Below are 25,110 nucleotides of genomic sequence, written 5' to 3' on the forward strand. Positions count from 1 at the left end.
TTGACACTGTTACCAAAATATTAGCATTAGTAAAACAGAAAAGATGGAAGAAACCTTCAATCTCCTGAACAACGCCTCATCCCAGTTCGAGGCGGTTCTGCCGGAAATCGAGGACCTGAAAAAGGTCGCTGCCAATCCCGACGAGAATCGTGACACACGGATCGAAGCCTTCGAAGATATCATCGCCTCAGAAGTCGGAGACACCCCTCTGGTCAGGGCCCGTAACCTTGAGCGGGAGGTGGGCCTGCGCCAGATCTTTCTCAAATTCGAGGGAGGCAACCCTTCGGGGACCCAGAAGGACAGGATAGCCTTTGCCCAGGTCCTGGACGCCCTGCGCCGGGGGTATGACACAATAGTCATCGCCACATGCGGAAACTACGGCGCCGCCATGAGTTTCGCCTGTTCCCTGGCAGGGATACGCTGCAGAGTCTACATACCCGAGAAGTACCACACCAACCGGATTGAAGAGATGCGCAAATTCGATCCCGAAATTATCCGGGTCCCCGGGGATTACGAAAATGCCGTGGAGGTCTCCTCGACAGACGCCCGGCGTCTCGAATTCTACGACGCCAACCCCGGAGGAGACAATACGGACCTGCAGATCCGGGCATACGGTTCAATAGCAGAGGAGATTTACGATGAACTGCGGGACGCCCCAGCGGTGATCTCCATTCCGGTCTCCAATGGCACAACCCTGGCGGGTATTTACCGGGGATTCATGAATCTCTACCGCCGGGGAAAAACCTCCAGGGTGCCGCGAATTTTCGCAGGTTCCTCCCACGGAAAGAATCCCATTATCCGTGCGGTGGTAAAGAACCTGCCCCACTGCGAAGACCTCAATCCGGGCCGCATCAGGGAGTCGGTTACCAACGAACCCCTGATAAACTGGCACTCCATCGACGGAGAACAGGCCCTCATCTCAATCCGCAATTCCGGAGGCGTGGCTGGCTTTGCATCGGATAAGTCCATGCGGGATTATTCCAGGCTCATCCGTCAGACCGAAGGCTTTCACGTGCTGCCGGCTTCCACCGCGGGACTTGCCTCGATGATCGAGTCTCATAAAAAGGTTCCCCTGGGGAATGACCGCTATGTTGTTGTCCTTACGGGGAGAAAATCTTGAGCACACAAGCATTGAACGCCATCGTCTTCTGCGAAGGGGCCTTCGCCACTACCTATGGCAAGACCGCCCACGGCCTCGTCCGCTTTACCCGACGCTACCGCGTATGCGCGGTAATCGATTCGACCCTGTCCGGCCGGGATGCAGGGGAGTTTCTGGATGCCAGGCCTTCGGGAATCCCCATTGCAGCCAACGTTGCCGAGGCCCTTGAAGCTGCGGAAAAAGCGGGACGGCCCGCGAGCCACTTTGTTGTGGGTATTGCGGTGGAGGGCCGTCAGCTTCCGGAGAGTCTTGTAACTGCCGCCTCCGAGGCCCTTCAGGCGGGACTCCATATCGATTCCGGGCTGCACGTGTTTCTCTCCGAATATCAGCCCCTGGCACAGCTCGCCGCTTCCCGGAGACTAAAAATCCGGGATATCCGGAAGCCCCCGGCCGTGGAGGATCTCCACTTCTTCTCCGGCCGCATAGAAGAGGTTGGCGCCTTCCGAACCGCAGTCCTGGGAACCGACTCGGCCATCGGGAAACGTACCACAGCATGGCTGCTTATCCGGGACCTCGAAAAGCGGGGACTATCCGCGGAACTCATCGGTACCGGACAGACCGCCTGGATGCAGGGAGCCGAGTACTCCCTGGTTATGGACTCCCTGATCAACGACTTTGTCGCAGGCGAGATAGAGCACGCAGTACTCAGCGCCTGGGAACAAAAACAGCCGGCACATATCATCATTGAGGGACAGGGGAGCCTCATGAATCCCGCCTTCCCGGGAGGCTTCGAAATCCTGGCCGCCGCGCGGCCCCACTTCATCGTACTGCAGCATGCCCCGGCACGCAGGGAATATGACGGGTTCCCCGGATATCCGCTGCACCCCCTGGCCACCCAGATTCAGGCTCTGGAGCTTATCTCAGGAAAAAAGGTTATCGCCATCAGCGTGAACCATCAGGGTATGACGCGGGAGGAGGTACCCGGGGTGTGCCGCAGTATCGAGAATGAGACGGGACTCCCCTGCTGCGATCCCCTGGTGGACGGGTCCGATATCCTGGTTGACGCCATCCTCGAAGCGGCAAAATCGTGCAGATAAGGCGAACCGCCACCGCAGGCCTCACTCTGCCTCTGAAGCATCCCTACAGCATCGCCTACCAGAACATAAGCGAGGCAAAGGTGATTTTTCTGCGTATCGAGACCCGGGACGGTATCAACGGTTTCGGCTGCGCCTCGCCGGAGGAGGCAATCACCGGTGAGAATTTCGACGCCGCCCGGGAGCTTCTGGAAGGAGAAATACGGGAACATCTGAAAGGCCAGGACCCCCTGCGCCGGGGAATGATCCTGGCCCGCCTTGCGGAATCTACGGCAAGGTTTCCCTCCGTGCGGGGTGCGGTGGACATGGCGCTCCTGGATATCCTGGGAAAAAAGGCGCGTCTTCCTGTCTGGCAGCTTTTCGGTGGCTTCAGGCGCAGTATCGAAACAAGCATCACCCTGGGCATCGCCCCCCTGGATGAGACCCTCCGGATGGCACGGGAGCTTCTGAAGCAGGGCTTCCGAATACTGAAACTGAAAGGGGGGCTCTTGGTGGAGGAGGATGCGGAAAAACTCAACCGCCTCCGGGAAATCGCCGGCCCGAAGGCGGTGCTGCGTTTTGACGCCAACCAGGGCTACAGCGTCGCCGAAGCCCTGAGGCTGCTGGAGCTGGCGGCACCGGCGGAGATCGAGATCCTGGAACAGCCCACCCCGAGAAACTCCCCCACCCTGCTGGGTCACGTAACCCAGCTCCTGGCTGTTCCGGTAATGGCGGATGAGAGCATTCAGACCCTCCATGAGGCCTTTCACCTGGCCAGGGAGGAACTGGTGGATATGGTGAACATCAAGCTTACCAAGGTGGGAGGGTTTACCGCGGCCCGCAGAATAGACGCCGTCGCCCAGGCTGCCGGAATAGAATCCATGGTGGGCTGCATGGACGAGCCAGCCCTGGGAGTCGCTGCAGGGCTGCACTTCGCCCTCTCCCACGAGAATGTGCGCTATGCGGACCTGGACAGTTTCCTGGACCTGGAGGACGATCCCAGCTCCGGGGCGGTACGTTTGAAAAAGGGAATGCTCATTCCCCGCAGCGCCCCGGGCTTCGGTTCCAGTCCCGGGGTATTCTAGGCATCCAGAAACTTTCCCTCATGTTCCAGCCGCAGAAGCAGATGATCAACCTCGTTCAGAGCTTCGATGCCGTGCTGATTGAATCTGCTGCGAAGCTCCTCCAGGTCCGGCAGTTCCTCGTTTGTGTAGCGCTCGATGGCCTCCCTGGCTTTGGCAGCGTGGTGCACCTGGAGAGACTCCTTGATGTAGTTGATAATGAGCTTCTTGCTCGTGGTACGCAGCTCCTGCCGGTTTACGAGCTCGATAATTGAATAGGTAATCTGCAGTAAGCGTTCTTCCGAAGCGATATACACCTTCCTTTAAGGAAAACAGCGGACCGTCTTCCCTCTTACAGTGTAGCATGTTCCGGCGCTTTCATCAGCAGAGGCTGGCAGACGGGGCAAAAATGGGTCGATCTCTGGGCAACGATAATACGCTCCACCGGGGCAGAGCAGCGGGGACAGGGCTTTCCGGTTCGCCGAAAGACCTGCAGGGAGGAGGCGTTTCTCCCGTAGCGGCCGGAACTGGAAAAGTTGGATTCCCCATCCCCCAGTGATGTACCCCTGTTCCGTATGCCCCGGTCGAGGACCTCCCGGATACAGCGGAGCAGATTCTCCGACGCAGGCCGGTCCAGAGTATTCGCCGGAATCAGGGGATGCAGCCCGGCGGCAAAGAGGCTTTCGTCGGCGTAGATATTTCCCAGACCGGCGATAAATCCCTGGTCCAGCAGCAGAGCCTTCAGCGCCCTTTTGCGGGATGCATGGCGGGAGAAGAACAGCTCCGTAGTCAGGTCGGGATCGAAGGGTTCCGGTCCCAGGGAGTCAAAGATCCTCTCCGGTTCCTCCGTCAGAACCATTCGACCGAACTTGCGGGTGTCATGGAACACGAGACTCCCCGTATCAAGGAAAAAAATAAGCCTGTCGTGGGGGTCCGAAGCAGCCAGCTCTTCAGAAAGAGTCAGTCCCCCGGTCATGCGAAAATGAATGACCAGGCTTAAATTTCCATCAAGGTCTATAGAGAGATATTTCCCCCGCCGGCGAATACCGCAAACCCTGCGCCCCCGGATCAAGCTGCGGAACTCCCCGGGAGAAGGAGACTGAATGCTGCGGTCCCAGAAGATCCGCACGTCTGTAATCCGCCTGCCCGGGAGCCCCAGGGAGATCAGGTCTCGTCGAAGGGTCTCTATCTCCGGAAGTTCGGGCATCTCGCTTCTTCTCCTCTTTGCAGTATCTACCGATAAAGATATATGCGACAAGAAATAAAACAAGGAAAATTTTCCTGAAGATATGAAAAAGCGGAGAAAGGAGAATATAGTAGAACTATGAACCCTGAATACAGAAGACTGTTACCGATCCTGCTGCTCCTCCTTACAGGAGGGCTTCAGGTTTTCGCCTTCAATGTACACGACCAGATAATCTCCCCGGCCCAGAAACTTAAGGGCGCGCCCTACTCCTTCGGTGACGAGGGACCCCGGGCCTTCGACTGCTCCGGCCTGGTCTATTATCTTTACAAACCCTATATCCCCTCCATTCCAAGGACATCCCGGGATTACCGCAATTTCGGCAGTCCCGTTGACAGTGAAGAGCTGCTTCCCGGGGATCTTCTCCTGTTCGCTACAACCAATAACCGGGGGATCGTCTCCCACGTTGCCATCTATATCGGTCAGGAGTCGGTTATCCATGCCGTCTCCAACGGACCGGAGACGGGGGTAATCATCTCCAGGATCGACTCAGGCTACTGGCGACGGACCTTCCATTCCGCCCGCAGGGTATTCGATGAATCCCTTCAGAACACCGACAGGGAACAGACCAGCATCGAGTTTGAACGGGGCCTCTACACCGGCCCCCTGAAAAACGGGGAACCCTCGGGGACAGGTACCATGCGCCTGAAAAACGGCGATACCTATCAGGGAGAGTTCCGGGACGGGCTCTTCCACGGCCAGGGCACCTACACCTGGAGCAGTGGAAAAAGCTACACCGGCCGGTTCGAGAAGGGCGAAATCCTGGAGACCAGTAAACAGGGAGGGGAATCCGAAACCTATATGGAAAAGAAGGACTCCCCCTGGGAGACCTGGGATGGAGAGGTCTACGGAGACTTCAAGGAGTGGCGCGAACAGGAAGAGTCGGCTTTTGAAGCCTTCAAAGCCAGGGACAAAGCAGGAACTGCAGGAAATATGCCCAGATAGCGGTGCCAGCTGATGGCATGGGTCCGGGTCTTTTCTCTGGTGGGTATGCTGTTTAAAAACAAGGGATGGCAGAAACTGGAACGCAAGGGCTTTGAAAGAAAAAGCTGAACCGGAAATCCCTCAAAGGGCCCTCCGGTTCAGCGCCGTATTCCATCAGACAGAACTACTCTTTACTTTCCTTCGTCCTTATCTTCTTTCTCGTCTTCCGGGGTCATCTCTTCCAGGTACCCCTCGTCGTCGTCCTCTGTCGCCGAATCATCTTCAGTCCGGCTTTCGTCTGTTTCTTCCGTATCTTCCGCCGGTCCCCCGGCATCGGCCATTTCCGCCTCCCTGGCGGCTTCGACTTCATCGTCCGTCAGGAAAAACTTGGTTGTTTCATCCTTGACCAGCCGGATACTTTCGGTGTTTTCATCTGAAAGCTCAACGATATTGGAGACTGCCCGGTTGATCTCACCGGTTCCACGGGAGATTTCGTCGATGGCATTTTTCACCTCTTCGCTGATGGCGTTCAGGCTCGTTATAACCTCGAGAATCTGGGCATTACCCTGGTTCATCTCTTCTGATCCGGAACGGACGGTTTCCGTTATCTGGGTCATTCCGGCCAGGATTCCCAGCAGCTGCTCACCACCGGTGGACTGCTCCTCCATGGCGGAACGGATTTCTTCGAAGACCCGCTGTACCCCGTCAATGGATCCGGTAATCCGGCCAAAGGCTTCGTTGGTATCCCCGGAAATGCTGACAATCTGTCCCACCGCCTGGGTGACGTCCTTGAGTCTTCCTTTGACAATTTTTGCCTGGGCGGAGGCATTTTCCGCCAGGTTTCGAATTTCGTCCGCAACTACCGAGAATCCCGCCCCCGCCTCTCCGGCGTGGGCTGCTTCGATGGCAGCGTTCATGGCGAGCAGGTTTGTCTGAGAGGCGATATTGGCGATAACAGTATTTGCCTCGCCCAGGGCATCGGACATTCCGGCAATCTCCCGAATAAGTCCAACCATTTTATCCAGCTGGTCCTTGCCGTTTTTGGAGACATCCTCCAGGGCCTTTACCTCTTCCGAAGCCTTGGCTGTGGTTGTACTGATCACCCGCACGCTCTGGACCATCTCCTCCACCGCGGTGGAAGACTGGGTAACGCTCTCTGCCTGCCGCTCGATGGAGTTCCCCAGGGACTCGACATTCTTGGTCATCTGCTCAACCGTCGCGGAAGTCTGGGTAATACTGACCGACTGGTTCGCAATCTGGGCCCGGGTGCTCTCGATATTGGCGTTTATCTGATTGATGGCCGCTGCGGTCTCCTGAACATTCGTCGAAAGATCGTGGCCGCCCCTTTCAAGAACATCCATCTTTTCACGGACCTGGGTTACCAGGCTGCGAAGGGCCATCATCAGACGGTTGAACCTGCGGCTTATATCCGTGAACTCGTCATTACCCTTCTCCGGAGCCTGGACGGTCAGGTTTCCTGTGGCTGCGATCTGCAGAAGCCCGGCGAGACCGTGGATTCGTTTTATCAGGAAGCTCCGGATAAAGAGGATCAGAAGGGCAATCATAATCGTAACGGCAACTACAGCACTGATCATCAGCATCCTGATAACCCGCACCGCCGGAGCGGACATCTCCTTCTGGCTCATGCTGACGGCGGATATCCAGGGGATCGAGCCGGTGGCGGGAGAGAAAACAAGGAGTCTGTCCTCACCGTTAAAGGTATAGCGGGCGACCCGTCGGTTGGCGAAATTGGCAGCGGATTTCTCCTGGATCATTAAAAAGAACTCTTCATTCGAAACGTCCGTTCCAATTATTTCGTTATTTGGATGGGAGACCATTATTCCATCGGTGGTCACGAGAAAGGGATATCCCGTTTCACCGAACTGCATCGGCGATATATAGATGGAGCTGAAGGTCGCCAGATTCAGAACAGCGATCAACGTACCCTGTTCATCCCTCTCGTTAAAAACCCGCACCGCGTAGTAGATAACCGGCTTGCCGGAGAAGGGTGACTCGGAGGGAATAAAATCCACAGGATATGCAGCCCCTCCTTCAATCTCATTCCAGATACGGGTACCCCGCATGGATTTTCCGATCTGCGAATCATCCGCAGCAGCCAGGACGGTTCCATTTGTATCGACCATCAGAGCGGCGTCCAGTATCTGCAGGTTCGAATTCAGAATACGCAGCAGGCCCTGGGCTTCGTTGAAATTCCCGGTAACAAATGCCTCCGCATATTTGGTGTTAAGAAGATGTGCCTTCAGTATTCGCTCAACAAGGCGAGTCTGAAATTCAACCAGATGCCGAATGGCCTTTACCTCGCTCTCAAAACCCTGGATCTGTACATCGTCGATATCGGTACTCAGTCGACCGCCGATGGTTATCAGCATACCGGCAAATACTACGACAAGAAGGATTACAGTTATAAGAGAAACCCAGGCAGAAATGCCGAATCGGGATGTTACGTTTCGTCGTCGCATCAAATTCCTCCAAAATAGGGATACTAGCAAATATTCTAAATCGAAAAGCCAGAACAGGCAACGAATAAAATGCAGGTATCAGTTTACGCCAATTCCAGTTCCTCCACAACCCTCAAAATCTCCGGTAGGACCTGCTTTTTTCTGCTCAAGATCCCCGGCAGGTAAAACTCGTTGTCCTGAGTCTTTTTATAGATCAGCTTTTTCTCTCCCGCTTCAAACCCGCTGGACAGAAGGATGCTCTCTCCCTTCATTACATCGGAAATAAGCAGAAGAACCCAGTCCAGGCTTTTTTTCATCCTAACCGTGCCGATAACCGCCAGTAATTCATCCTTAACCTCCGGAACATCCTCCAGGGTAACGACCTCCGCCTGGCCTATGCCAAAGTGCACTCCCCCTTCAAAATACTCTTTGAAGTCCGACTCCACAACATCCCTGGCCTGCCGGTTTTTAATGGATGCCGAATGGCTGAAGAGGTCCTGCCCCCAGCTCTTCCAGTCCACTTCCGCCAGCTTTCCGAGCTCTTCCACTGCCCGGCGCTCGGCCTCCGTGGTTGTAGGAGACTTCAGCATGACCGTATCCGCGAGGATTCCCCCCAAAAGCAGGGTCGCGGTAGTCCTGTCGATTTCCACACCGTGAAAAAGGTACTCGTGAAACACAATGGTGCAGGTGCTGCCCACGGGTTCAATCTTCATGGAAATCGGTTCCCTGGTTCTCTCAAAGCCCAGGCGGTGATGATCCACAACCTCCAGGATTCTGGCCTCCTCCGCACCGGGAACACTCTGGGAAATCTCGTTGTGGTCCACCAGGATTATACTCCGCCGGGGTTTACCGATAAAACAGCGCCGGGTTACGATACCGGAGAACTGCTTTCCCTCGAAAACCGGAAGACCCCGGTAATCGGAGTTTACCAGCCGGGCCTTGGCGGTTTCGTAGTTCTCGTCACTCTGCACGGAAACCGGATCGGAATTGATTATATCCTTTAGTGGTGCGGAAAGCCTTAAAAGGCGTACGGTCTCCGCAGTATCGATGTGAGATACAAATACCGAGCCCCTGTAGGAAGAAAAATCCACCGAAACGGGTTTGTCCTCGTCAAGTCCGGTAAGCACAATGGCGGGAAAATCATTCTCCACCGCGTAGTTGATAAGCTCGTTCCTGAGCCCCACGATGAGGATCGGCTTGACGTCTCCCAGTTCCCGGATACGCTGCACACTGATTTCGTAGGGCATGGCCCCGATCATGATGGGAGCGGAGATTTCGCGCTCCTCTCCAATGCGGTAAAAATAACCCGGAAGGACCCGTTTAAAGTTGTCCGTCAAAAAACGGTATACCGGCCTGGTGTGCAGGTTGTCGCTGATCAGGAACCCGGATATCTCGTGGAGACTGACAATACCCTTGAACTCATGCATGTTCTGAAACACTGGAATCATGCTCAAGGTCCGTTCATCCAGCTCCTTGATGGCCGTGTATACCGGGTCCATAACATCCAGGGTTATAACATCCCGCTTTGCAACGTCAGCGACCTTGGGGTAGACATCCTTAACCAGTAGAGGCGGCTCGATCCCGAGTTTTTCAAAAACATAGCGAGTCTGGGCATTCATGGCCCCGCAGCGGACCGGAAGATAGCTGTGATCAGGATCGATTCGGTTCTTCAGGGCGGCATAACACCAGGCGGAGCAGACGGAATCCATATCGGGGTTCCGATGTCCTGTTACATAGACTGTTTCCATGGAGCTACTATAGACGGAGAGCGGGGAAGACGACAAGCAGAATTAACGGAGGATCTGGCTCAGGACAAGTGAGGCTATCGGGCTATCGGGTTAGTAGTACTTGAGCGAAATGTCCCGGGAGTTCTGTATATGCCCCAGGACGGCAGCTTCGATTTCCTTTTCCTTCCCCGTCAGCAGAGCGTCAATTATTGCGGTGTGTTCCTCTACTGAATGATCGTAGTTTTCGTTTGCGGGATTGGAGGTTTTCATACGGATACGATGATTATGGTCATGCACAATGGAAAGAAGATTAGCTACGAAACGGTTTCCACAGGATTCGATAATCCTGGTATGCAGCTCCCTGTCATGCTTTATGTAATATTGTCGTAAATTATCCCCGGATATATCGGCAGGCGGCTCTTTAAAGGCCCTCCGCTTTTCCTTTAGCCATTCGCGGGAAATGATCGAACCCGCCAGAACAGTACAAAACGGTTCATTCAGCTGCCGTGCCAGGAATATATCATAAATCAGATCGCGGGTTACCTCTGTAACGATGGTCCCTTTGCGGGGATAAATATAGACAAATCCCTCCTTATGAAGACGCTGGAGGGCTTCACGGATCGGGGTTCTGCTGATGCGTAACTCCCGCTGCAGGCCTTCCTCGACGATATCCTGCAGAGGGGAGAGCTCGCCTTCGCAAATTTTTCTTTTTATTTCATTATAGGCATATTCCGTCTTTCCAATGTTCATGAGCACCGGACCTTTATAGATTATCATTGCTATAAAGTTCCCGCGCATTGGTACCCTGTATCAATACGCGGGAGATTATTATCAAGCACTATTTTATAAGGAGATTAGGCAGAAACATCACCATTTCGGGCCAGTAGGCCACGCACAGGAGAACGATTACCAGTGGAACAAGAAACGGCAGCGTCGCCTTCATTGTCTTCTCGAAGGATATTCGGGCGATATTCGATGTAATATACAGCACAACCCCTACGGGGGGCGTTATCAGGCCTATCATCAGAGTCAGCACCATAAGAACACCAAAGTGAACCGGGTCAAGACCGAGCTGCAAAATCGGCGGCACAAGTATTGGTGTAAGCAGAATGAGCGAGGCGGTCGTTTCCAGGAAGCAGCCGATAATGAGCAGGAATACGATTATTATGAAAATAATCACCGCCGGTGTCTGGGAGATGGTAAAAAGAAATGTACCGACGCTCTGAGGTACCTGCTCCCTGCCAAGGAGAAAACCGTAAATGGAGGCCGCGGATATTATGTAGATCACCATGCTGGTGGTTTTTACCGTTTCCATAATGATATGATACAGATCGGAAAATTTAATCTCCTTATAGACGAACATTCCCAGAATCAGGGCATAGGTGGAGGCTACAATCGCTGCTTCCGTCGGGCTGAACACACCTCCCAGAATTCCGCCGAGAATGATTCCCGGGGTAATCAGGGGAAGAAAGCCTTCCGCAAATGCGTTTCCCGCCTCCCGAATATCGAACCTGGAATGGACCGGATATTTTCGCATTTCTGCAATGATGAAAATCAGGATCATCAGCGCGAGACCCATTAATAATCCGGGAAGCGCCCCGGCAAGAAAAAGTTTCCCCACCGAAACATTCGCTATGGAGGCATAAATTACCATCGGAATACTCGGCGGAATAATCGGCCCTATAGTCGATGAGGCCGCTGTTACCCCAGCAGCAAAATCTATATCGAAACCCTCGTCTTTCATGGCTTTGATTTCGATAGTCCCCAGTCCTCCGGCATCCGCAATGGCGGCCCCGGACATACCGGCGAAAATCATACTGGCAACAACGTTTGCATGACCCAGCCCGCCGGGAATCCAGCCCACAAGGGACGAAGCAAAGCGAAACAGCCGTTGGGTAACACCGCCGTTATTCATCAGATTGCCGGCAAGTATAAAAAACGGTACCGCCAAAAGAGCATAGGAATCGATTCCTGATACCATCTTCTGTGCCATAGTGATGACGGGAATGTCGAAGGCAAGCAGATAAAAAAACGAAATAAGCGCAAGAGAAAATACTATGGGAAAACCAATTACGATAAGAAGCAAAAAGCCACCAATAAGAAACAGCACGTTTTACCCCCTCTCCGGATTCAGCATCTCGCCAATCTTTTCTTTAATCAAATGCAGGGTGGATATTATCATCAAGGCCGATCCGATGGGCAGAGAGATGTAAACAAGAGCCCATGATAAAGCGAGTGCGGCGGTCTGAACCGTCCGCATTGTGTAAGAAAGCCGGATCCCCTGGAAAATCAGGACACACAGAATAACTACAATAAGAAGCTCCCGTAAAATGTATATGACATCCTGAACACGAGGGGGCAAAAGATTGATAAAATAGGTAACGCTGGTATGTTCATCGTGCCGGTTTACTACAGCCGCCCCGAGCATGGATGCCCAGATAAAGCAGTATCGTGCCAATTCCTCAGAAAAATATATCGGATTTCTGAGTACATACCGGCCGATTATATGAAAAAAAGTTATCAGAAACGCGACACTCATCAGGCTTATGCAGAAGACATCCGTCACTCTATCGATGTAGCCGGTAATCTTTTTCATATCCGAATCCTTTATGTGTATTTAAACAGCAGGGCAGCTCGTAAAACTACTCCTTACCAGGTTTTTACAGGTGCCCTGTAACTATAAAATAACGCGATAAGATACACTCTTATCGCGTTGCAGTGCAGTTTATGAAAAAGATTACCGTATTTCGGCGATACGCCGTGCAGTATCCTTTCCCCATTGTTTTTCAAACTTGGCGGGAACATCCTTCGCTGCTTCGAAGAAAGCCTGGACATCGGGTTCAATAACCTCCATTCCAAGTTCTTTCAGATCTTTAAGCATATCGGCTTCCTGCTTGATCGTAAGATCATTATTCAGCTTTACGGCTTCGTCGATGGCTTTATCGACAACCTTTTTCAGATCCTCGGACAAAGAATTGTACCATACTGAGCTTGCGCCGATAACATTTACACGCCGCATATGACCGGTCAGCATTATGTACTTTTGGGCCTCATAGTATTTGTAGGTGTAGATGGTCGGAATCGGGTTTTCCTGGCCGTCGACCACTCCCTGCTTCAGAGCCATATAAAGATCCGAGAAGGCAACGGGAGTCGGAGTGGCACCCATGGCACGAACCGCTTCGAGGTAGACAGGCTGATCCGGCGCCCGCACCAGCATGCCTTCGAGATCGCTGGGCGCATATATGGCTTTATCGCGGGTGGTCAGATGACGCGTCCCATAATAAATTTGCGCTGTGAGAATTTTCACTCCCCGATTCTTCTCCAACTTGTCGGATATCTCCTGAACAACATCACTTTCCGCCGCCTTCATGAGATGGTCGTAATCCCTGAACAGGTAGGGACAATCCATTACGGCGAATTCGGGCTGGAAAAGACTCGTTTCGGATGTTCCGCCCATGTACATATGTACACTGCCTGTCATTACCAGCTCGATTACATCCTTCACATTACCCAGCTGGTTTGCAGGGAAAACTTCTACCTTCAGTCTTCCGCCGGATTCCGCGTTTACAATCTCGGCAAACTTCAGAGCCGCCACATTGTTCGGATGGTCAGGCGCAACCGGGGTAGAGAATTTGACAACCTCTGTTTTGTCGCCCTGTTCCTGACCGCCGTTCGCAAAGCTGCTGACAGTAAAAGAAAACACCAGCACCAAAGCGAGCAGCACAATCATTTGTTTTTTCACAATACTCCTCCTCTGAGAAACAATTCATACAAAACCAAACAGTCTTGCATACGCAATATATACTTGTTAAATATGTGTAATATTTATGTTAGTTGCTGTTTTCAGGATTTGTCAATAAAAAAATCGCGGTTGTTTGAACATATCCTTCCGGCTTCCCCTCATCGATTCGGCGCATCTAAAATAACCTTAGAAACGCTGATGCTCTCAGTAAGAATTGTCTCGACAAGTTTATTATACTATGATAATATCATCATACCAATTATGACACCGCTATTCCAGGAAATCAAAACCAATACCCGCGCACGGCAGATTGTCGAGAAGTTTCGTCAAGCCATAGGGGAAGGCAGCTTGAAAATTGGGGACAAACTTCCGCCGGAGAGGGAACTCTGTACCCAGCTCGGCGTCAGCAGGACATCCCTGCGCGAGGCGGTCCGTATTCTCGAAGCCTACGGGATTCTGGAATCAATTCAGGGAGGCGGAACTTTCGTCACCGATCGTTTCGCGGAAAATGTGTTTGATTTCCTGGGATTCGGCGGAGCCCTGGATCGGAACACCCTGGTTCACCTGCTGCAGACCCGCAGAATTCTGGAAGCCGGCGCCATAGCCCAGGCGGTTTCCGTCGCGGAAGACAAAGAACTGGAAGAGCTTGAGGCGATTGTCGACTCTCTGGAAAAAGAAACGGAGACGGCAAAACTCGGGCTGCTGGATGCCCGTTTTCATGAGACCATCATCGAACTCTCCCGAAACCCTATTCTGACGTCCGTCTATCGGCTTATTTACAAAATGATGACCCGCGCAGTCTCCACCGTAATCGCCTACCCCACTGCACGCGGTATCGCTGTAGCGGACCATCGCAACATACTTTCGGCAATGAAAAAACGGGATAAAGTCCAATGCCTGGATCTGGTCGATGCCCATGCTGAGCATACGTTAAAATTAATAGATGACCACTTTAAAGAGGGAGGCTGAAGATGCCGTCGGAACAAGTAATAAAACCCCAGGATGTACGAAAAAAGGGAGTTCTAAAAACCGTTGAGATTCCCCTGAACAGTTACACCAAACGCCTTAAAGATGTAAAGAACGATTATTCGGCGGACGACCTGACTGCCATGTACCACGATATGCGCCTTATTCGCGAATTCGAAAACATGGTACAGGCGGTCAGGACCGTAAAAGAGTACAACGGCATCGAGTATTCATACACCGGTCCCGCCCACCTTTCCCAGGGACAGGAAGCAGCAGCAGTCGGACAGGCCTACGCCCTGGACCTGGATGATTACACCTTCGGGACTCACCGCAGCCATGGCGAGGTCCTGGCCCGGGGGCTTTCCGCCATCCGCCGCTTGGAGGAGAAGGCCCTGGTACAGATTATGGAGGATTTCCGCCATGGAGCTCTCCTGCGTTCCGTCGAAAAATTTGCTCCCTCATCCCTGAACGCTCGGGAAACCGCCGAACTCTTTCTGCTGTACGGCTTCATGACTGAACTCTTCGGCCGGGAGATAGGTTTTACCGGGGGACTCGGCAACTCGATGCACGTCTTTTTTACCCCCTTCGGAATCTATCCCAACAACGCAATCGTCGGAGCCTCCGCGGGAATAGGCGCGGGGGCGGCCCTTTACAAGCGGCTGCGAGGGGAAAACGGCATTGTCATCGTCAACTCGGGAGACGGTTCCATCAGTACCGGCCATGCCTGGGAGGCCATGCTCTTTTCAACCATGGACCAGCTCAATAAACTCTGGGACGAAAAGTACCGGGGCGGTTTACCGATAATCTTTAACTTCATGAACAATTACTATGCCATGAGCGGCCAGACCTCGGGGGAGACCCTCGGTTTCGACGTTCTCGCCCGAATCGGGGCAGCTTTTAACCAGGACGCGCTGCTTTCCGAACGGGTCGACGGATACAACCTTTTTGCGGTTATCGATGCCTTCCAGCGCAAAAAGCGTGCTGTTCTTGAACGGAAAGGACCGGTCCTGCTTGATACAATCGTATACCGTCACGCCGGTCACTCCGCCACCGATCCCAACGCATACAGGTCCAGAGAAGAGATGGAAGGCTGGATGGGTGTCGACTGTCTGGGTTCGTATCGCAAGGAACTGCTGGAGGAAGGGCTGCTCGATTCGAATCTGACAGACACGATTGACGGCAGCGTGAAGGAAAAGATCACCCTAGTTCTTAAATACGCGACCGGACTGCAGGAATCTCCCCGCATGAATATGCACGCCGATCCTGACGCTATTGCCAAATACATGTTTTCCAACCAGAAGATCACGAGATTGTCTGATGATGATCCTGAGGTCCTCGGGAAAAAGAGCGAAAACAGCCGTTATAAAAAGATATCCGCAAAAGTGCGGCGCGGTCTCGATGAAAACGGAAACAAGGTATCGCCCCTCAAGGTGTTTTCCTATCGCGACGCAATCTTTGAAGCTCTGATAGACAAGTTTTATGAGGACCCGACCATGATCCTCTTCGGCGAAGACGTGCGTGAACACGGGAACTCCTTCGGCGTTCTGCAGGGTCTCTACGAATCAGTACCGCGGCACAGGCTTTTCAATGCGCCCATAGCCGAAGCAGCCATTATTTCCGCGGCGGTGGGATATGCCATGTGCGGAGGACGGGCCGTCCCCGAAATCATGTGGTGTGATTTTCTCGGCAGGGCGGCGGATGAGCTCTTCAACCAGCTCGCAAAATGGCAGGGAATGAGCGCCGGCCTTGTGCGGATGCCCTGTGTTGTCCGGGTCTCCGTCGGACACGCCTACGGGGCTCAGCACTCCCAGGACTGGAGCTCTCTGGCCGCCCACATACCAGGCCTCAAAATCCTGTATCCCGCGACTCCTTATGACGCAAAAGGACTGTTGAACTCGGCCCTGGGACTGACAGACCCCGTCATGTTTTTCGAAAGCCAAAAACTGTATGATACGGGCGAACTTTTCGCCCCCGAGGGAGTCCCGCGTGACTGTTATGAAGTACCCATCGGGAAATGCGATGTAAAACTGAAAGGCAGTGATCTTACCATCCTCAGCATAGGTCCGGCTCTCTATCCGGCCCTGGAAGCCGCGGAAGAACTCGCCCAAAAATGGCAGTTAAAGGCGGAGGTTATCGATGCAAGAAGTCTGATTCCCTTCGATTACCAGACTGTTATCGAATCCGTCCGCAAAACAGGACGCATTATAGTTGTCCACGATGCCTGTGAACGCGGAGGATACGCCAAGACCATTGCCGCCAACATAAGCGAGTTTTGTTTTGAGGAGCTCGATGCTCCGCCGGTTTCTTTGGGTGCCCACAACTGGGTATCCCCCTGCCCGGAGCTGGAGAAATATTTCTTCCCCTCGAAACAGATGATTCTGGACGCCGTCCACGAACGAATAAAGCCCCTCCCCGGCTACTCCCCGCTTTTCGACCTGAGTCTTGCGGAGAAGCTGCGGCAGGAAAATCTAGGTATTTAGGAGGAAACCGCCATGGCAGAATTTGTTCGTATGCCCCAAAAAGGACTGACCGAAGAGAGCGCCCTCTTGAGTGAATGGCATGTACGCGAGGGAGACCTTGTACGCCCCGGGCAGCTCCTCTTTTCTCTGGAAACCGGTAAAGCCGTTTTCGATGTGGAAGCCGAATCCGCCGGCACCGTTCTCAAACTTTTAGCCGCTCCGGGAGACGAGGTCCCCATCAAGGATGCGGTTCTTGTCATCGGTGAACCCGGCGAAGAGTTCAGCATCGAAAAAACTCCCGCTGCTCCGCAGAGCGGAGCCAAGCCCTTGCCGGTCCCGGCTGAACACCCTGCAGACCGATCGTCTCGGGTTACTGAATTTCCGGGAGCCGGCGGAAGAGGCCGCCGCATCTCTCCCAGGGCACGAAATCTTGCGGAAAAACACGGTATCGCCGTGAACGACATCAAGGGAAGCGGACCCGGGGGCAGAATCATTGTCGATGATATCCGCAGGCTCATGACCGCCGCGGCTCCGCCCCGTCCGGACAACGACATGGGGGGACAGCGGCTGCCGGTAACCGGCATGCGCAAGGTGATCGCCGAGCGTCTGTCCGGGTCCTTCTTTACCGCGCCCCATATCTTTCTGCGGGCGGCGGTTTCCGTGGACCGGCTGATGGAGCTCAGGGAAGGTATTTCCTCGGAAACAGGCACGAAGATCTCCCTTAACGCCTTTTTCATGAAGCTCAGCGCGGAGGCCCTCAAGCGGCATCCGCGGCTCAATTCCAGCTGGAAAGAATCGTATATAGAGATCCACGATACCGCCGACATCGGACTGGCTGTTTCGCTGGAGGATGGTCTTATAACTCCGGTTGTGAGAAACTGCGGAAGCAAGGGGATTATCCAGATCGACGGAGAGCTGAAGGAGCTGATAGAAAAGGCCCGACAGGGACGTTTGCAGCCGGAAGAATACCAGGAGGCCGGTTTCACCATCAGCAACCTGGGCAGCTACGAGGTAGAAGAATTTACGGCGATTATTAATCCCCCGGCGTCAGCAATCCTGGCCCTCGGCCGGGCAGGCAAAGAAACTGTGGTAAACGGAGACGACAGCGTGGAGATACGGCGCATGATGCGGACAACCTTATCCTGCGACCACCGCGCCATTGACGGCGCAGTAGCCGCGGCCTTCTTGACGGATCTAAAAAGAATGATTCAGGATCCAGCCCGTGCGCTTCTGTGAATCAGCCGTATTCATGCATCCGCGCTAATCCCGCAGGGTACCGCCGTTTACCATCATACTTTCCGCGGTAACAAAACCGGCCCGGGGACTTGCAAGATATGCAACTGCAAAGGCAACGTCTTCCGGGTCGCCTATTCGTTTCAGAATGCTGTTTTCGATGAATTTCCTGTTTTCTTCTTCCCCGGCGGCTGATGCCATTGCCGTTGCGATCCGTCCTGGACAGACAGCATTTACGGTAATTCCGTCGCCCCCCGTTTGTTGCGCGAGATTCCTGGTAAAGCCCAGCACTCCGGCCTTCGAAGCCGCGTAATGTGCCGCCGCGACGGTTCCCCCGTTCTTGCCCGCTTCCGAGGCGATGTTTATGATACGGCCGTATTTACGCCGACGCATTCCGGGAAGGACTTGCCGACAGAACAGAAAATGCGCCCGCAGGTTCACCTGCAGGACCAGGTCCCACTCGGAGGAGGAGATTTCCTGGATACGGTGCAGGGGATGCATTCCCGCGTTGTTTACCAGAATATCGATTCTTCCAAAGCTTTTTTCCGCTTCTTCCACAAAGCCTTCGATCTCGTTTTCCTGTGCCAAATCGATACGTCGGATAAAAACCTTGACGGAACCCGCTGCCTGAATCTCGCCGGCGGTTTTCCGCAATTCATCCTCCCTGAGATCGCACAAAGCCAGGTCCGCCCCTCTTACGGCAAGTTCGAAGGCTATAGCTTTTCCGATACCCTGGGCCGAGCCAGTTACGACGGCACACTGTCCCTGTAATTCCATATACCTCTCCATGCAGCCTTTGTTCGGATTGTAAAAATCAGCCCCCTCGTAGTGCCGGCTGCGGTATCATCATTATACACTACTTTTTGGTATTATGCTTGTATACAATTGACTCACGTCTGCCCTTGGGTTTATGCTGAGGTATATCGTCGGTCCCCGCAGCCACAGCCCGGGGAGACCGCTCACAAGGAGTCTGAGATGCCAGGAGTTGATGGCGGGGTACTGTTTCCCGCGGAAGAATTACGGAAATGGACGGAAGAAATCTTTCAGAAAGTGGATGTCAGCAAGGAAGACGCTGCTCTGCTGACTGATTCCCTGATCGAAGCGAACCTCCGGGGAGTTGATACCCACGGAATAACCCGCATGCTGACGGTCTACGTAAACCGCATACAGGCCGGAGTCCTGAGTCCCAGGACAAAGCTCGATATTGTCCGGGAAAAACCCTCCACCGCCCTGGTTGACTGCAACAACAGCATCGGACAGGTAGCCTCTGATTACGCCATGAACCTGGCAATTCAGAAAGCAAAGAGCACCGGAACCGCCTTTGTCGCCACAACCCACTCGAACCACTACGGTGCCGCCGCATACTGGTCCATGAAGGCCCTGGAACATGGAATGATCGGCTTTTCCGCCACCAACGGACCGGCCAGCTTTGCCCCCACCGGCGGCCGAACCCCGATGCTCGGTACGAACCCCTTCTCCGTCGCGATTCCTGCAGGCAGGGAACTCCCCTTCGTACTGGACCTTGCCACTACGGTTGTTGCCAGGGGACGGATTACCCTCTACGCAAAGCAGAACAAGGAGCTGGAACCAGGCTGGGCTTTTGACGAGATGGGGCGCCCCACCACTGATCCCCACAAGGCCCTTAAAGGACTGCTGGCACCCATCGGCGGCTACAAGGGCTACGGCATTGCCCTGGCCATCGATATGATCTCCGGCGTTATGACCGGATCAAAATACGGGACCCATTTCCCCGGATTTCTGGCTGACAACCTCAAGGATCCCACCGACGTGGGAAGCGTGTTCGCTGCGATCAGCATCGACAGCTTTATGGACCTTCCGGAATTTCAGGATGCCATGGACACGGCCATCCGGGAGGTAAAGAGCTGCGCCAGAGCCGAAGGGGTGGAACGCATCTACGTACCCGGCGAAATCGAGATGGGAATACGGGCGGACCGTCTTGCCAACGGGATTCCCCTCCCGGAAGCGGTACTCACGGACTTTGTCGCCCTGGGCACGGAACTGGGAGTCGCTTTTCCCGGGGAATAGAACTTACAGTACCTGTTTACACGAGGGCCTTCCGGGGCCCTCTTTTTTACAGACAACTCTAAAAACGTAGTTTTAGCGGTACCCTTATTCTGCAAAGCGGGATCCCGGATAGAGACTTATCTTTTCGGCCCGGTAACTGCGGTAGCCCTCGTAGGTGGAAGCATCATTGTCGGCAAGGATGATCTCCCGGACAACCCTGGCGGGGGTTTCGTCGGTTAGCTCGATAATGCGGGCGGAAATCTTCATCATGTTGACCTTTTCCTTCTCAAAGTCAAAGAGCTCCATGGCCTGTCCCTCCAGATTCCTGGTGATCCCGCCAAAACAGGCCAGACGGTTTCCATTGGAAAGATAATCCGCATCGCCGATAAAAGGGGCGAAGAGTTCACTCCCCCGCTCCCTGCCGTACTGCCAGATCTGGCGCACCTTTCCCGCCTCGGGATCTATCCGGTACTCCACTATACGGGAATAGTTCTCCTCCGGGAGAAGAGGCTCATCATAGGAACGTTCGTTTCCGTTGTCGAAAAGGAGAATCCGGGAGGGATCGTCGGGATGGAGCATGGGGGCGTGCTGTCCCCAGGGCCACTCAAAGGGTTCACCCTCCGGCTGCAGCAGGAAGGGCCGGAATCTCTCCTTCCATTTTTCATGATTTCCCAGAATCCAGTCGATCCGCCCCGAAGCAATATCGACTTTTATAAGAGCACTCTGGTCGCGACCGGAAACGATCATGGAGTCATCCCGGGCATCATAGATTATTCCGTTCAAATGGAGCCAGTCCCGCTTATTCAGATTCGCCGGCATTACAGGCCTTGCCGGATCGAGGATTTTCCGGAAGTCCCAGCGGGACAGTATTATTCCGCTGGCCCGGTCAATCATGACAACCTCGTCGTCGACGGACCCCTTCGCGGAGCTCAGGGCCAGAAAGTTTCCGTTGGGCAGCTCCACCGCATCGTGGTGCAGGTCCCGGGGAACGATATCCCATCGGACTCCCGTGGGCCTCCCCAGCATGTCAATCTCGACAATCGAATCTTCCTGCTGAATGATGAGGTTTCCGTTTTCGAGACGGCGCAGCAGATGCCCGTTGTCCCCGGCATAGAACCAGCGGACATCCCCGGCCTCATCGATGGCGGAGGGATAGGGGGTGTAACTCATTCTGTCATCGTAATGTCCGAGGTGCAGAAAGAGCATCCCCGGTGCCGCCTTTTCCGGCAGTGGAGTGCGGACACGAATTTCGGGGTACTCCTCAGGCAGGGCTTCTGTGCGTATGCTGCGGGTCAGACTGTGAACCCGGCCCCGGTCATCGGTAACGCTGAATTCGATGCTATTTTTCCAGTCGGGGTAGAGACCGAGGACCGGGATGCGGTGCACTCGTGATTTTCGGTCAAAAGAGACCTTGAGGTCCTTCGCCCCGTTACGACCCTTGATACTGAGACTGACCCGTGAAGGCCTCCTGCTCCTGATCACCGCCTCCGCCGCCAGGGGAACTTTTTCGGCAGCACTGATAGAGATAATCCTCACCGGCGGCTGCAGAAGATAGACCACACCGGGGATACCGATAAACAGAACACCAAGAGCCGGAAGCATAAGCCTGAATAAACGCATGGCCCCTATTGTAGACATAAACTGTCAGTTTTGTAAAATTTCCGTCCCGGGGCACAGAACCCGGATCAGTCCCTCCCCCCTTACAGAGCTCTGGCAAACTTCATGCTGCGCTTTTCTATATCCTGGGCAGAGGGCATGGGGAAATATTTAAGCGCCTCCGCGGAGGCAAACATGAAGCCCTTGCCGATCAGCTTGTAGGGAATACCGTCAAGATAGCTGTTCAGGCTCAAGCCCTTGTTCTCCTTGTAGCTTACGGTCCTCAGTTCGTTAATGGCGTCCCGTAAAATGGCCGGATGCAGCCCCGGGATGGGAGGCGGAAGAAAGGGGTTCTCCTCCAGGCGCAGCAGGAAATCCTCCAGGTCGAGATTGAGGTCGGCGTACAGAAACTTCGGGGCCCCAACGGGATTAAGCGGATCGGTAAGAAATTTCCCGAATTCGGCAAAGTTGTAGGTGGAGAGGACAAGCATCTGCATGGGGTCTATTTCTGCATATATCCTCAGGCTTTCCGGTTTTTTATCCGGTACATACGGAGCTTCATCCAGACCGATACAGTATCCTTCGGGGGTACTCAGGTAGAGTTTTTTAAGGGCCGCGAAATCCAGGTGCTCCAGGACCCGGTAGCTGGAGATAAACTTTGTCGCCTTGGGACGTCCGTCTTCATGAGGTTCCAGCTCCGCCATGGCCTCTTCGATATTGAAATAGGGATGACGGAATTCCGGATCGACCTCCGCGAAAATAACCTTTCCTTCGTAATGCCGGGTGGGGCCGGAGGTATAGTGTGTCGAAAGCTGCTCCGGCCAGTATTGGGACGCGATCAGCGCTGAATTCGGATGGAGAATCGCGTACAAGTGGTTTTCAATTTCCCTGTTCATCTTTTATCTCCTTATGTATCCCGGCAGCTTTTTCGCGTCTGTTCCGGGCTGCGGACCTCTAGTTCCAGTAGCTTTTCAGGAGAGGTGCTATAACCAGCGAAATGATGGCCATCATCTTGATCAGAATATTCAGAGAGGGGCCGGCGGTATCCTTGAAGGGATCCCCCACGGTGTCTCCCACGATGGAGGCCTTGTGGCTGGCCGAGCCTTTTCCTTCGCTGGCTCCCTCTTCTATGCTCTTTTTGGCATTATCCCAGGCACCCCCGGAATTGGCCATAAAGATGGAGAGGATTACCCCGGATACCGTGGTACCGGCGAGGAGGCCCATCAGCATTCTGGTGCCCCCCAAAAATCCGACGGCAATCGGTGCCAGGGCCGCCACAAGGCCTGGGGCAACCATTTCCGTAAGCGCGGAGCTGGTACTGATATCGATACAGCGGTTGTAATCCGGAGCATCCTTCCCGCTGAGGATCCCGGGTTTCTCCCTGAACTGCCGGCGGACCTCCTGAATCATGGCAAAGGCTGCCCGGCCGATGGCCCCCATGGCCATGCTTGAGAAGAGATAGGGAATGGCCGCCCCCAGAAAGAGCCCCACCAGCACCGTGGGGTCGGTAAGATCTATGGACTCGATTCCCGCCTGCTCCTTGAAGGCTACAAAGAGAATAACTGCTGTCAGTGCAGCGGAACCGATGGCAAAACCCTTTCCGATGGCCGCCGTTGTGTTTCCCACGGCGTCCAGCCTGTCGGTTACGCTTCGCACCTCCGGCGGCAATTCCGCCATCTCGGCAAGCCCCCCGGCATTATCGGCGATTGGTCCGTAGGCATCAACCGCCAGCTGAATTCCAAGGGTGCAGAGCATCCCCAGGGCGGAGATTCCCAGCCCGTAGAGCCCGGCCATCAGGTAGCTGAGCATCAGGACAGCGGAGATAATCAGGATTGTCAGAAAGCTGGACCGCATGCCGATTCCGATACCGGTAATAATGGTGGTGGCCGGGCCGGTTTCGCAGGCCTTGACGATGGCATTGACCGGGCCGCGGTTCATGCCGGTAAAATACTCGGTCAGCATTCCGATACCCACACCCGCAACAAGACCGACAATAAAGCTGAGGTAGATCTGGTTAAAGCCCGCCTGCCCGACACGATGGTCCCCCAGGATATACCAGAAGAGGGGGTATGCCCCAAGAGCGGCGATCAGGGCTGCGGTATAGGACCCGCGGTTCAGGGAGGCCTGGGGAGAGATGCCGGACCCCCGGCCCACAAGCCGGATGCCGATGATCGACCCGACGACTCCCAGGGCGCTGAGGAGCAGGGGCAGGGCCACAAGTTCCGTCCTGATCTCCGGAGAGACAATTGCAGTCTGACCGAGGATAATACAACCGACAATGGTACCCACATAGGACTCGAAGAGGTCCGCTCCCATACCGGCGACGTCTCCCACATTATCCCCCACATTATCGGCTATGGTGGCAGGATTACGGGGATCGTCCTCCGGGATATTGGCCTCAAGCTTTCCCACAAGATCGGCCCCGATGTCGGCGGCCTTCGTATATATGCCTCCACCCACCCGGGTAAAGAGGGCGATTGAGGAGGCTCCCATGGAAAAGCCCGTCAAAAGGGGAAGCCCTATATCCGTCATGGCCTGGGTCTGCCGGCCGGTAAAGATGATTATCACCGCGGAAAGCACGGCAAATAGCCCCAGAAGGGCAAGTCCCACCACGCTCAGGCCCATGACACTTCCGCCGGTAAAGGAGAGAAGCAGGGCGGGGGCGAGCCCCTTCTCGGCGGCGCTTGTCGTGCGGGCATTGGAGGCGGTGGCTACCTTCATACCGATAAACCCGGCAAGGGCGGAGCATGCCGCCCCCAGTGTAAAAGTCAGGGCCTGAAACCCGAGCTGTCCTCGGTTGGCCAGGGCCAGGAAAACCGCAACCATCAGTACAAAGGGAATCAGAACCCGATACTCCCGGCCGAGAAAGGTCATTGCGCCGTTGGAAACATACCCGCTTATCCGAAGAAGCTTTTCATTCTCCACCGGCTGCCTGAAAATCCAGCGGGTCTTGTAAATTCCGTAGATCAGAGAAACCAGGGACATAATCAGAACAGCAAACAGAGCACAGGCAAGTATGTTTACATCCATTTCACCTTCTCCGCAGTTTCTTCCGGTTTGCCGGACACTGTCTAGAACTTCATTAAAAACGGTACCGAACTTTCTGCAACCTCATGCACCGTATTGTACAGCTCCTGTTCCATCCACCACTTTTTATCGAAATACCTGTCCTCCTCCCGTACCACTTTCCGGAAGAGGGGATTGAAGATATAGAGAGTCCCCCGGACCCTTTCGTCCTCGTCGAACTCGATGATATGATAATATTTTTCTTCCCTGCCGCCGCCGAACGCTTTGTACCAACGGGAGGCCTTCATACTCTAATGATAGGGGTACTTTTACAGCTGGGCAAGTTTTTTTCCCTGCCGGCGCTTGAGGCACAAATCCATACCTGATATGATAAAGAGAATCATTCTGAGAGGTTGCCTCCATTCGTCGCGGCTTCAAGGAGCACGAACCCAATTCTTATCCAAAGGCTGGTACTGATGGAAAAGAGAAGCTCATCT

21 protein-coding genes are annotated in these 25,110 nt (G+C 54.2%); 8 read left to right on the plus strand and 13 right to left on the minus strand.

Annotation, left to right across the window (positions count from 1 at the left end; all coding sequences use genetic code 11):
* Nucleotides 1-43: 43 nt before the first annotated feature.
* From B4O97_RS06305 to B4O97_RS06315, 3 genes are read left to right on the plus strand one after another with little or no spacing between them, the layout of a single operon-like run.
* Entirely contained in the window at nucleotides 44-1,120 is a 1,077-nt protein-coding gene (locus tag B4O97_RS06305; protein ID WP_083049295.1) for a pyridoxal-phosphate dependent enzyme, read from the plus strand.
* A complete protein-coding gene (locus tag B4O97_RS06310) occupies nucleotides 1,117-2,196 on the plus strand; it encodes a DUF1611 domain-containing protein (protein ID WP_233142968.1) in 1,080 nt (359 codons plus the stop codon). Before B4O97_RS06305 ends, B4O97_RS06310 begins: the two co-directional genes overlap by 4 nt.
* Nucleotides 2,187-3,257, plus strand: coding sequence for a mandelate racemase/muconate lactonizing enzyme family protein (locus B4O97_RS06315; RefSeq protein WP_083049298.1), 1,071 nt, complete (start codon nucleotides 2,187-2,189; stop codon nucleotides 3,255-3,257). Before B4O97_RS06310 ends, B4O97_RS06315 begins: the two co-directional genes overlap by 10 nt.
* Here B4O97_RS06315 and B4O97_RS06320 read toward each other — a convergent pair.
* Nucleotides 3,254-3,550 (minus strand): hypothetical protein, encoded by a 297-nt coding sequence (locus tag B4O97_RS06320; RefSeq protein ID WP_083049299.1) that lies wholly within the window; start codon nucleotides 3,548-3,550, stop codon nucleotides 3,254-3,256. The two genes, B4O97_RS06315 and B4O97_RS06320, sit on opposite strands and share 4 nt — an antisense overlap.
* A gap of 35 nt (nucleotides 3,551-3,585) precedes the next feature.
* Nucleotides 3,586-4,440: a bifunctional DNA-formamidopyrimidine glycosylase/DNA-(apurinic or apyrimidinic site) lyase gene (gene mutM, locus B4O97_RS06325; RefSeq protein ID WP_083049301.1), complete on the minus strand. Its 855-nt coding sequence runs from the start codon at nucleotides 4,438-4,440 to the stop codon at nucleotides 3,586-3,588.
* Between the two features lie 117 nt (nucleotides 4,441-4,557).
* Between mutM and B4O97_RS06330 the strand changes: the two genes are divergently transcribed.
* Nucleotides 4,558-5,421, plus strand: a complete 864-nt coding sequence (locus B4O97_RS06330) for an NlpC/P60 family protein (protein WP_083049302.1) — start codon at nucleotides 4,558-4,560, stop codon at nucleotides 5,419-5,421.
* Between the two features lie 170 nt (nucleotides 5,422-5,591).
* Here the strand turns inward: B4O97_RS06330 and B4O97_RS06335 are convergent, their stop codons facing one another.
* From B4O97_RS06335 to B4O97_RS06360, 6 genes are all read right to left on the minus strand, one after another.
* Entirely contained in the window at nucleotides 5,592-7,880 is a 2,289-nt protein-coding gene (locus B4O97_RS06335; protein ID WP_083049304.1) for a methyl-accepting chemotaxis protein, read from the minus strand.
* Nucleotides 7,881-7,963: 83 nt separating this feature from the next.
* Entirely contained in the window at nucleotides 7,964-9,607 is a 1,644-nt protein-coding gene (locus B4O97_RS06340; protein ID WP_083049305.1) for a putative manganese-dependent inorganic diphosphatase, read from the minus strand.
* Between the two features lie 90 nt (nucleotides 9,608-9,697).
* The gene (locus B4O97_RS06345) at nucleotides 9,698-10,363 is read right to left on the minus strand and encodes a GntR family transcriptional regulator (protein WP_158084188.1); all 666 of its coding nucleotides are present in this window, start codon (nucleotides 10,361-10,363) and stop codon (nucleotides 9,698-9,700) included.
* Nucleotides 10,364-10,424: 61 nt separating this feature from the next.
* Nucleotides 10,425-11,696: a TRAP transporter large permease gene (locus B4O97_RS06350; RefSeq protein WP_083049308.1), complete on the minus strand. Its 1,272-nt coding sequence runs from the start codon at nucleotides 11,694-11,696 to the stop codon at nucleotides 10,425-10,427.
* A gap of 3 nt (nucleotides 11,697-11,699) precedes the next feature.
* Nucleotides 11,700-12,182, minus strand: a complete 483-nt coding sequence (locus tag B4O97_RS06355; protein ID WP_083049310.1) for a TRAP transporter small permease — start codon at nucleotides 12,180-12,182, stop codon at nucleotides 11,700-11,702.
* Nucleotides 12,183-12,323: 141 nt separating this feature from the next.
* The gene (locus B4O97_RS06360; protein WP_143305570.1) at nucleotides 12,324-13,328 is read right to left on the minus strand and encodes a DctP family TRAP transporter solute-binding subunit; all 1,005 of its coding nucleotides are present in this window, start codon (nucleotides 13,326-13,328) and stop codon (nucleotides 12,324-12,326) included.
* 261 nt (nucleotides 13,329-13,589) lie between these two features.
* On the opposite strand from B4O97_RS06360, the gene B4O97_RS19460 reads away from it, so the two are divergent.
* From B4O97_RS19460 to B4O97_RS06375, 3 genes are read left to right on the plus strand one after another with little or no spacing between them, the layout of a single operon-like run.
* The gene (locus B4O97_RS19460; RefSeq protein ID WP_158084189.1) at nucleotides 13,590-14,297 is read left to right on the plus strand and encodes a FadR/GntR family transcriptional regulator; all 708 of its coding nucleotides are present in this window, start codon (nucleotides 13,590-13,592) and stop codon (nucleotides 14,295-14,297) included.
* A gap of 2 nt (nucleotides 14,298-14,299) precedes the next feature.
* Entirely contained in the window at nucleotides 14,300-16,774 is a 2,475-nt protein-coding gene (locus tag B4O97_RS06370; protein ID WP_083049316.1) for an alpha-ketoacid dehydrogenase subunit alpha/beta, read from the plus strand.
* A 12-nt stretch (nucleotides 16,775-16,786) separates the two neighbouring features.
* Nucleotides 16,787-17,989, plus strand: a complete 1,203-nt coding sequence (locus B4O97_RS06375) for a dihydrolipoamide acetyltransferase family protein (RefSeq protein WP_083049317.1) — start codon at nucleotides 16,787-16,789, stop codon at nucleotides 17,987-17,989.
* 24 nt (nucleotides 17,990-18,013) lie between these two features.
* On the opposite strand, the gene B4O97_RS06380 is transcribed toward B4O97_RS06375, so the two are convergent.
* Entirely contained in the window at nucleotides 18,014-18,763 is a 750-nt protein-coding gene (locus B4O97_RS06380) for an SDR family NAD(P)-dependent oxidoreductase (protein ID WP_158084190.1), read from the minus strand.
* Nucleotides 18,764-18,961: 198 nt separating this feature from the next.
* On the opposite strand from B4O97_RS06380, the gene B4O97_RS06385 reads away from it, so the two are divergent.
* Nucleotides 18,962-20,032, plus strand: coding sequence for an Ldh family oxidoreductase (locus B4O97_RS06385; RefSeq protein ID WP_083049323.1), 1,071 nt, complete (start codon nucleotides 18,962-18,964; stop codon nucleotides 20,030-20,032).
* An 84-nt stretch (nucleotides 20,033-20,116) separates the two neighbouring features.
* On the opposite strand, the gene B4O97_RS06390 is transcribed toward B4O97_RS06385, so the two are convergent.
* The 4 genes from B4O97_RS06390 to B4O97_RS06405 all read right to left on the minus strand — a co-directional run bounded on the left by B4O97_RS06390 (nucleotide 20,117) and on the right by B4O97_RS06405 (nucleotide 24,921).
* A complete protein-coding gene (locus tag B4O97_RS06390; RefSeq protein WP_158084191.1) occupies nucleotides 20,117-21,631 on the minus strand; it encodes an aryl-sulfate sulfotransferase in 1,515 nt (504 codons plus the stop codon).
* A gap of 80 nt (nucleotides 21,632-21,711) precedes the next feature.
* Nucleotides 21,712-22,503, minus strand: a complete 792-nt coding sequence (locus tag B4O97_RS06395; RefSeq protein ID WP_083049326.1) for a hypothetical protein — start codon at nucleotides 22,501-22,503, stop codon at nucleotides 21,712-21,714.
* A 58-nt stretch (nucleotides 22,504-22,561) separates the two neighbouring features.
* A complete protein-coding gene (locus tag B4O97_RS06400; protein WP_083049327.1) occupies nucleotides 22,562-24,637 on the minus strand; it encodes a sodium-translocating pyrophosphatase in 2,076 nt (691 codons plus the stop codon).
* Nucleotides 24,638-24,678: 41 nt separating this feature from the next.
* Nucleotides 24,679-24,921, minus strand: coding sequence for a hypothetical protein (locus B4O97_RS06405; protein WP_083049329.1), 243 nt, complete (start codon nucleotides 24,919-24,921; stop codon nucleotides 24,679-24,681).
* Nucleotides 24,922-25,110 lie beyond the last annotated feature (189 nt).

Source organism: Marispirochaeta aestuarii (assembly GCF_002087085.1).
Classification (GTDB): domain Bacteria; phylum Spirochaetota; class Spirochaetia; order JC444; family Marispirochaetaceae; genus Marispirochaeta; species Marispirochaeta aestuarii.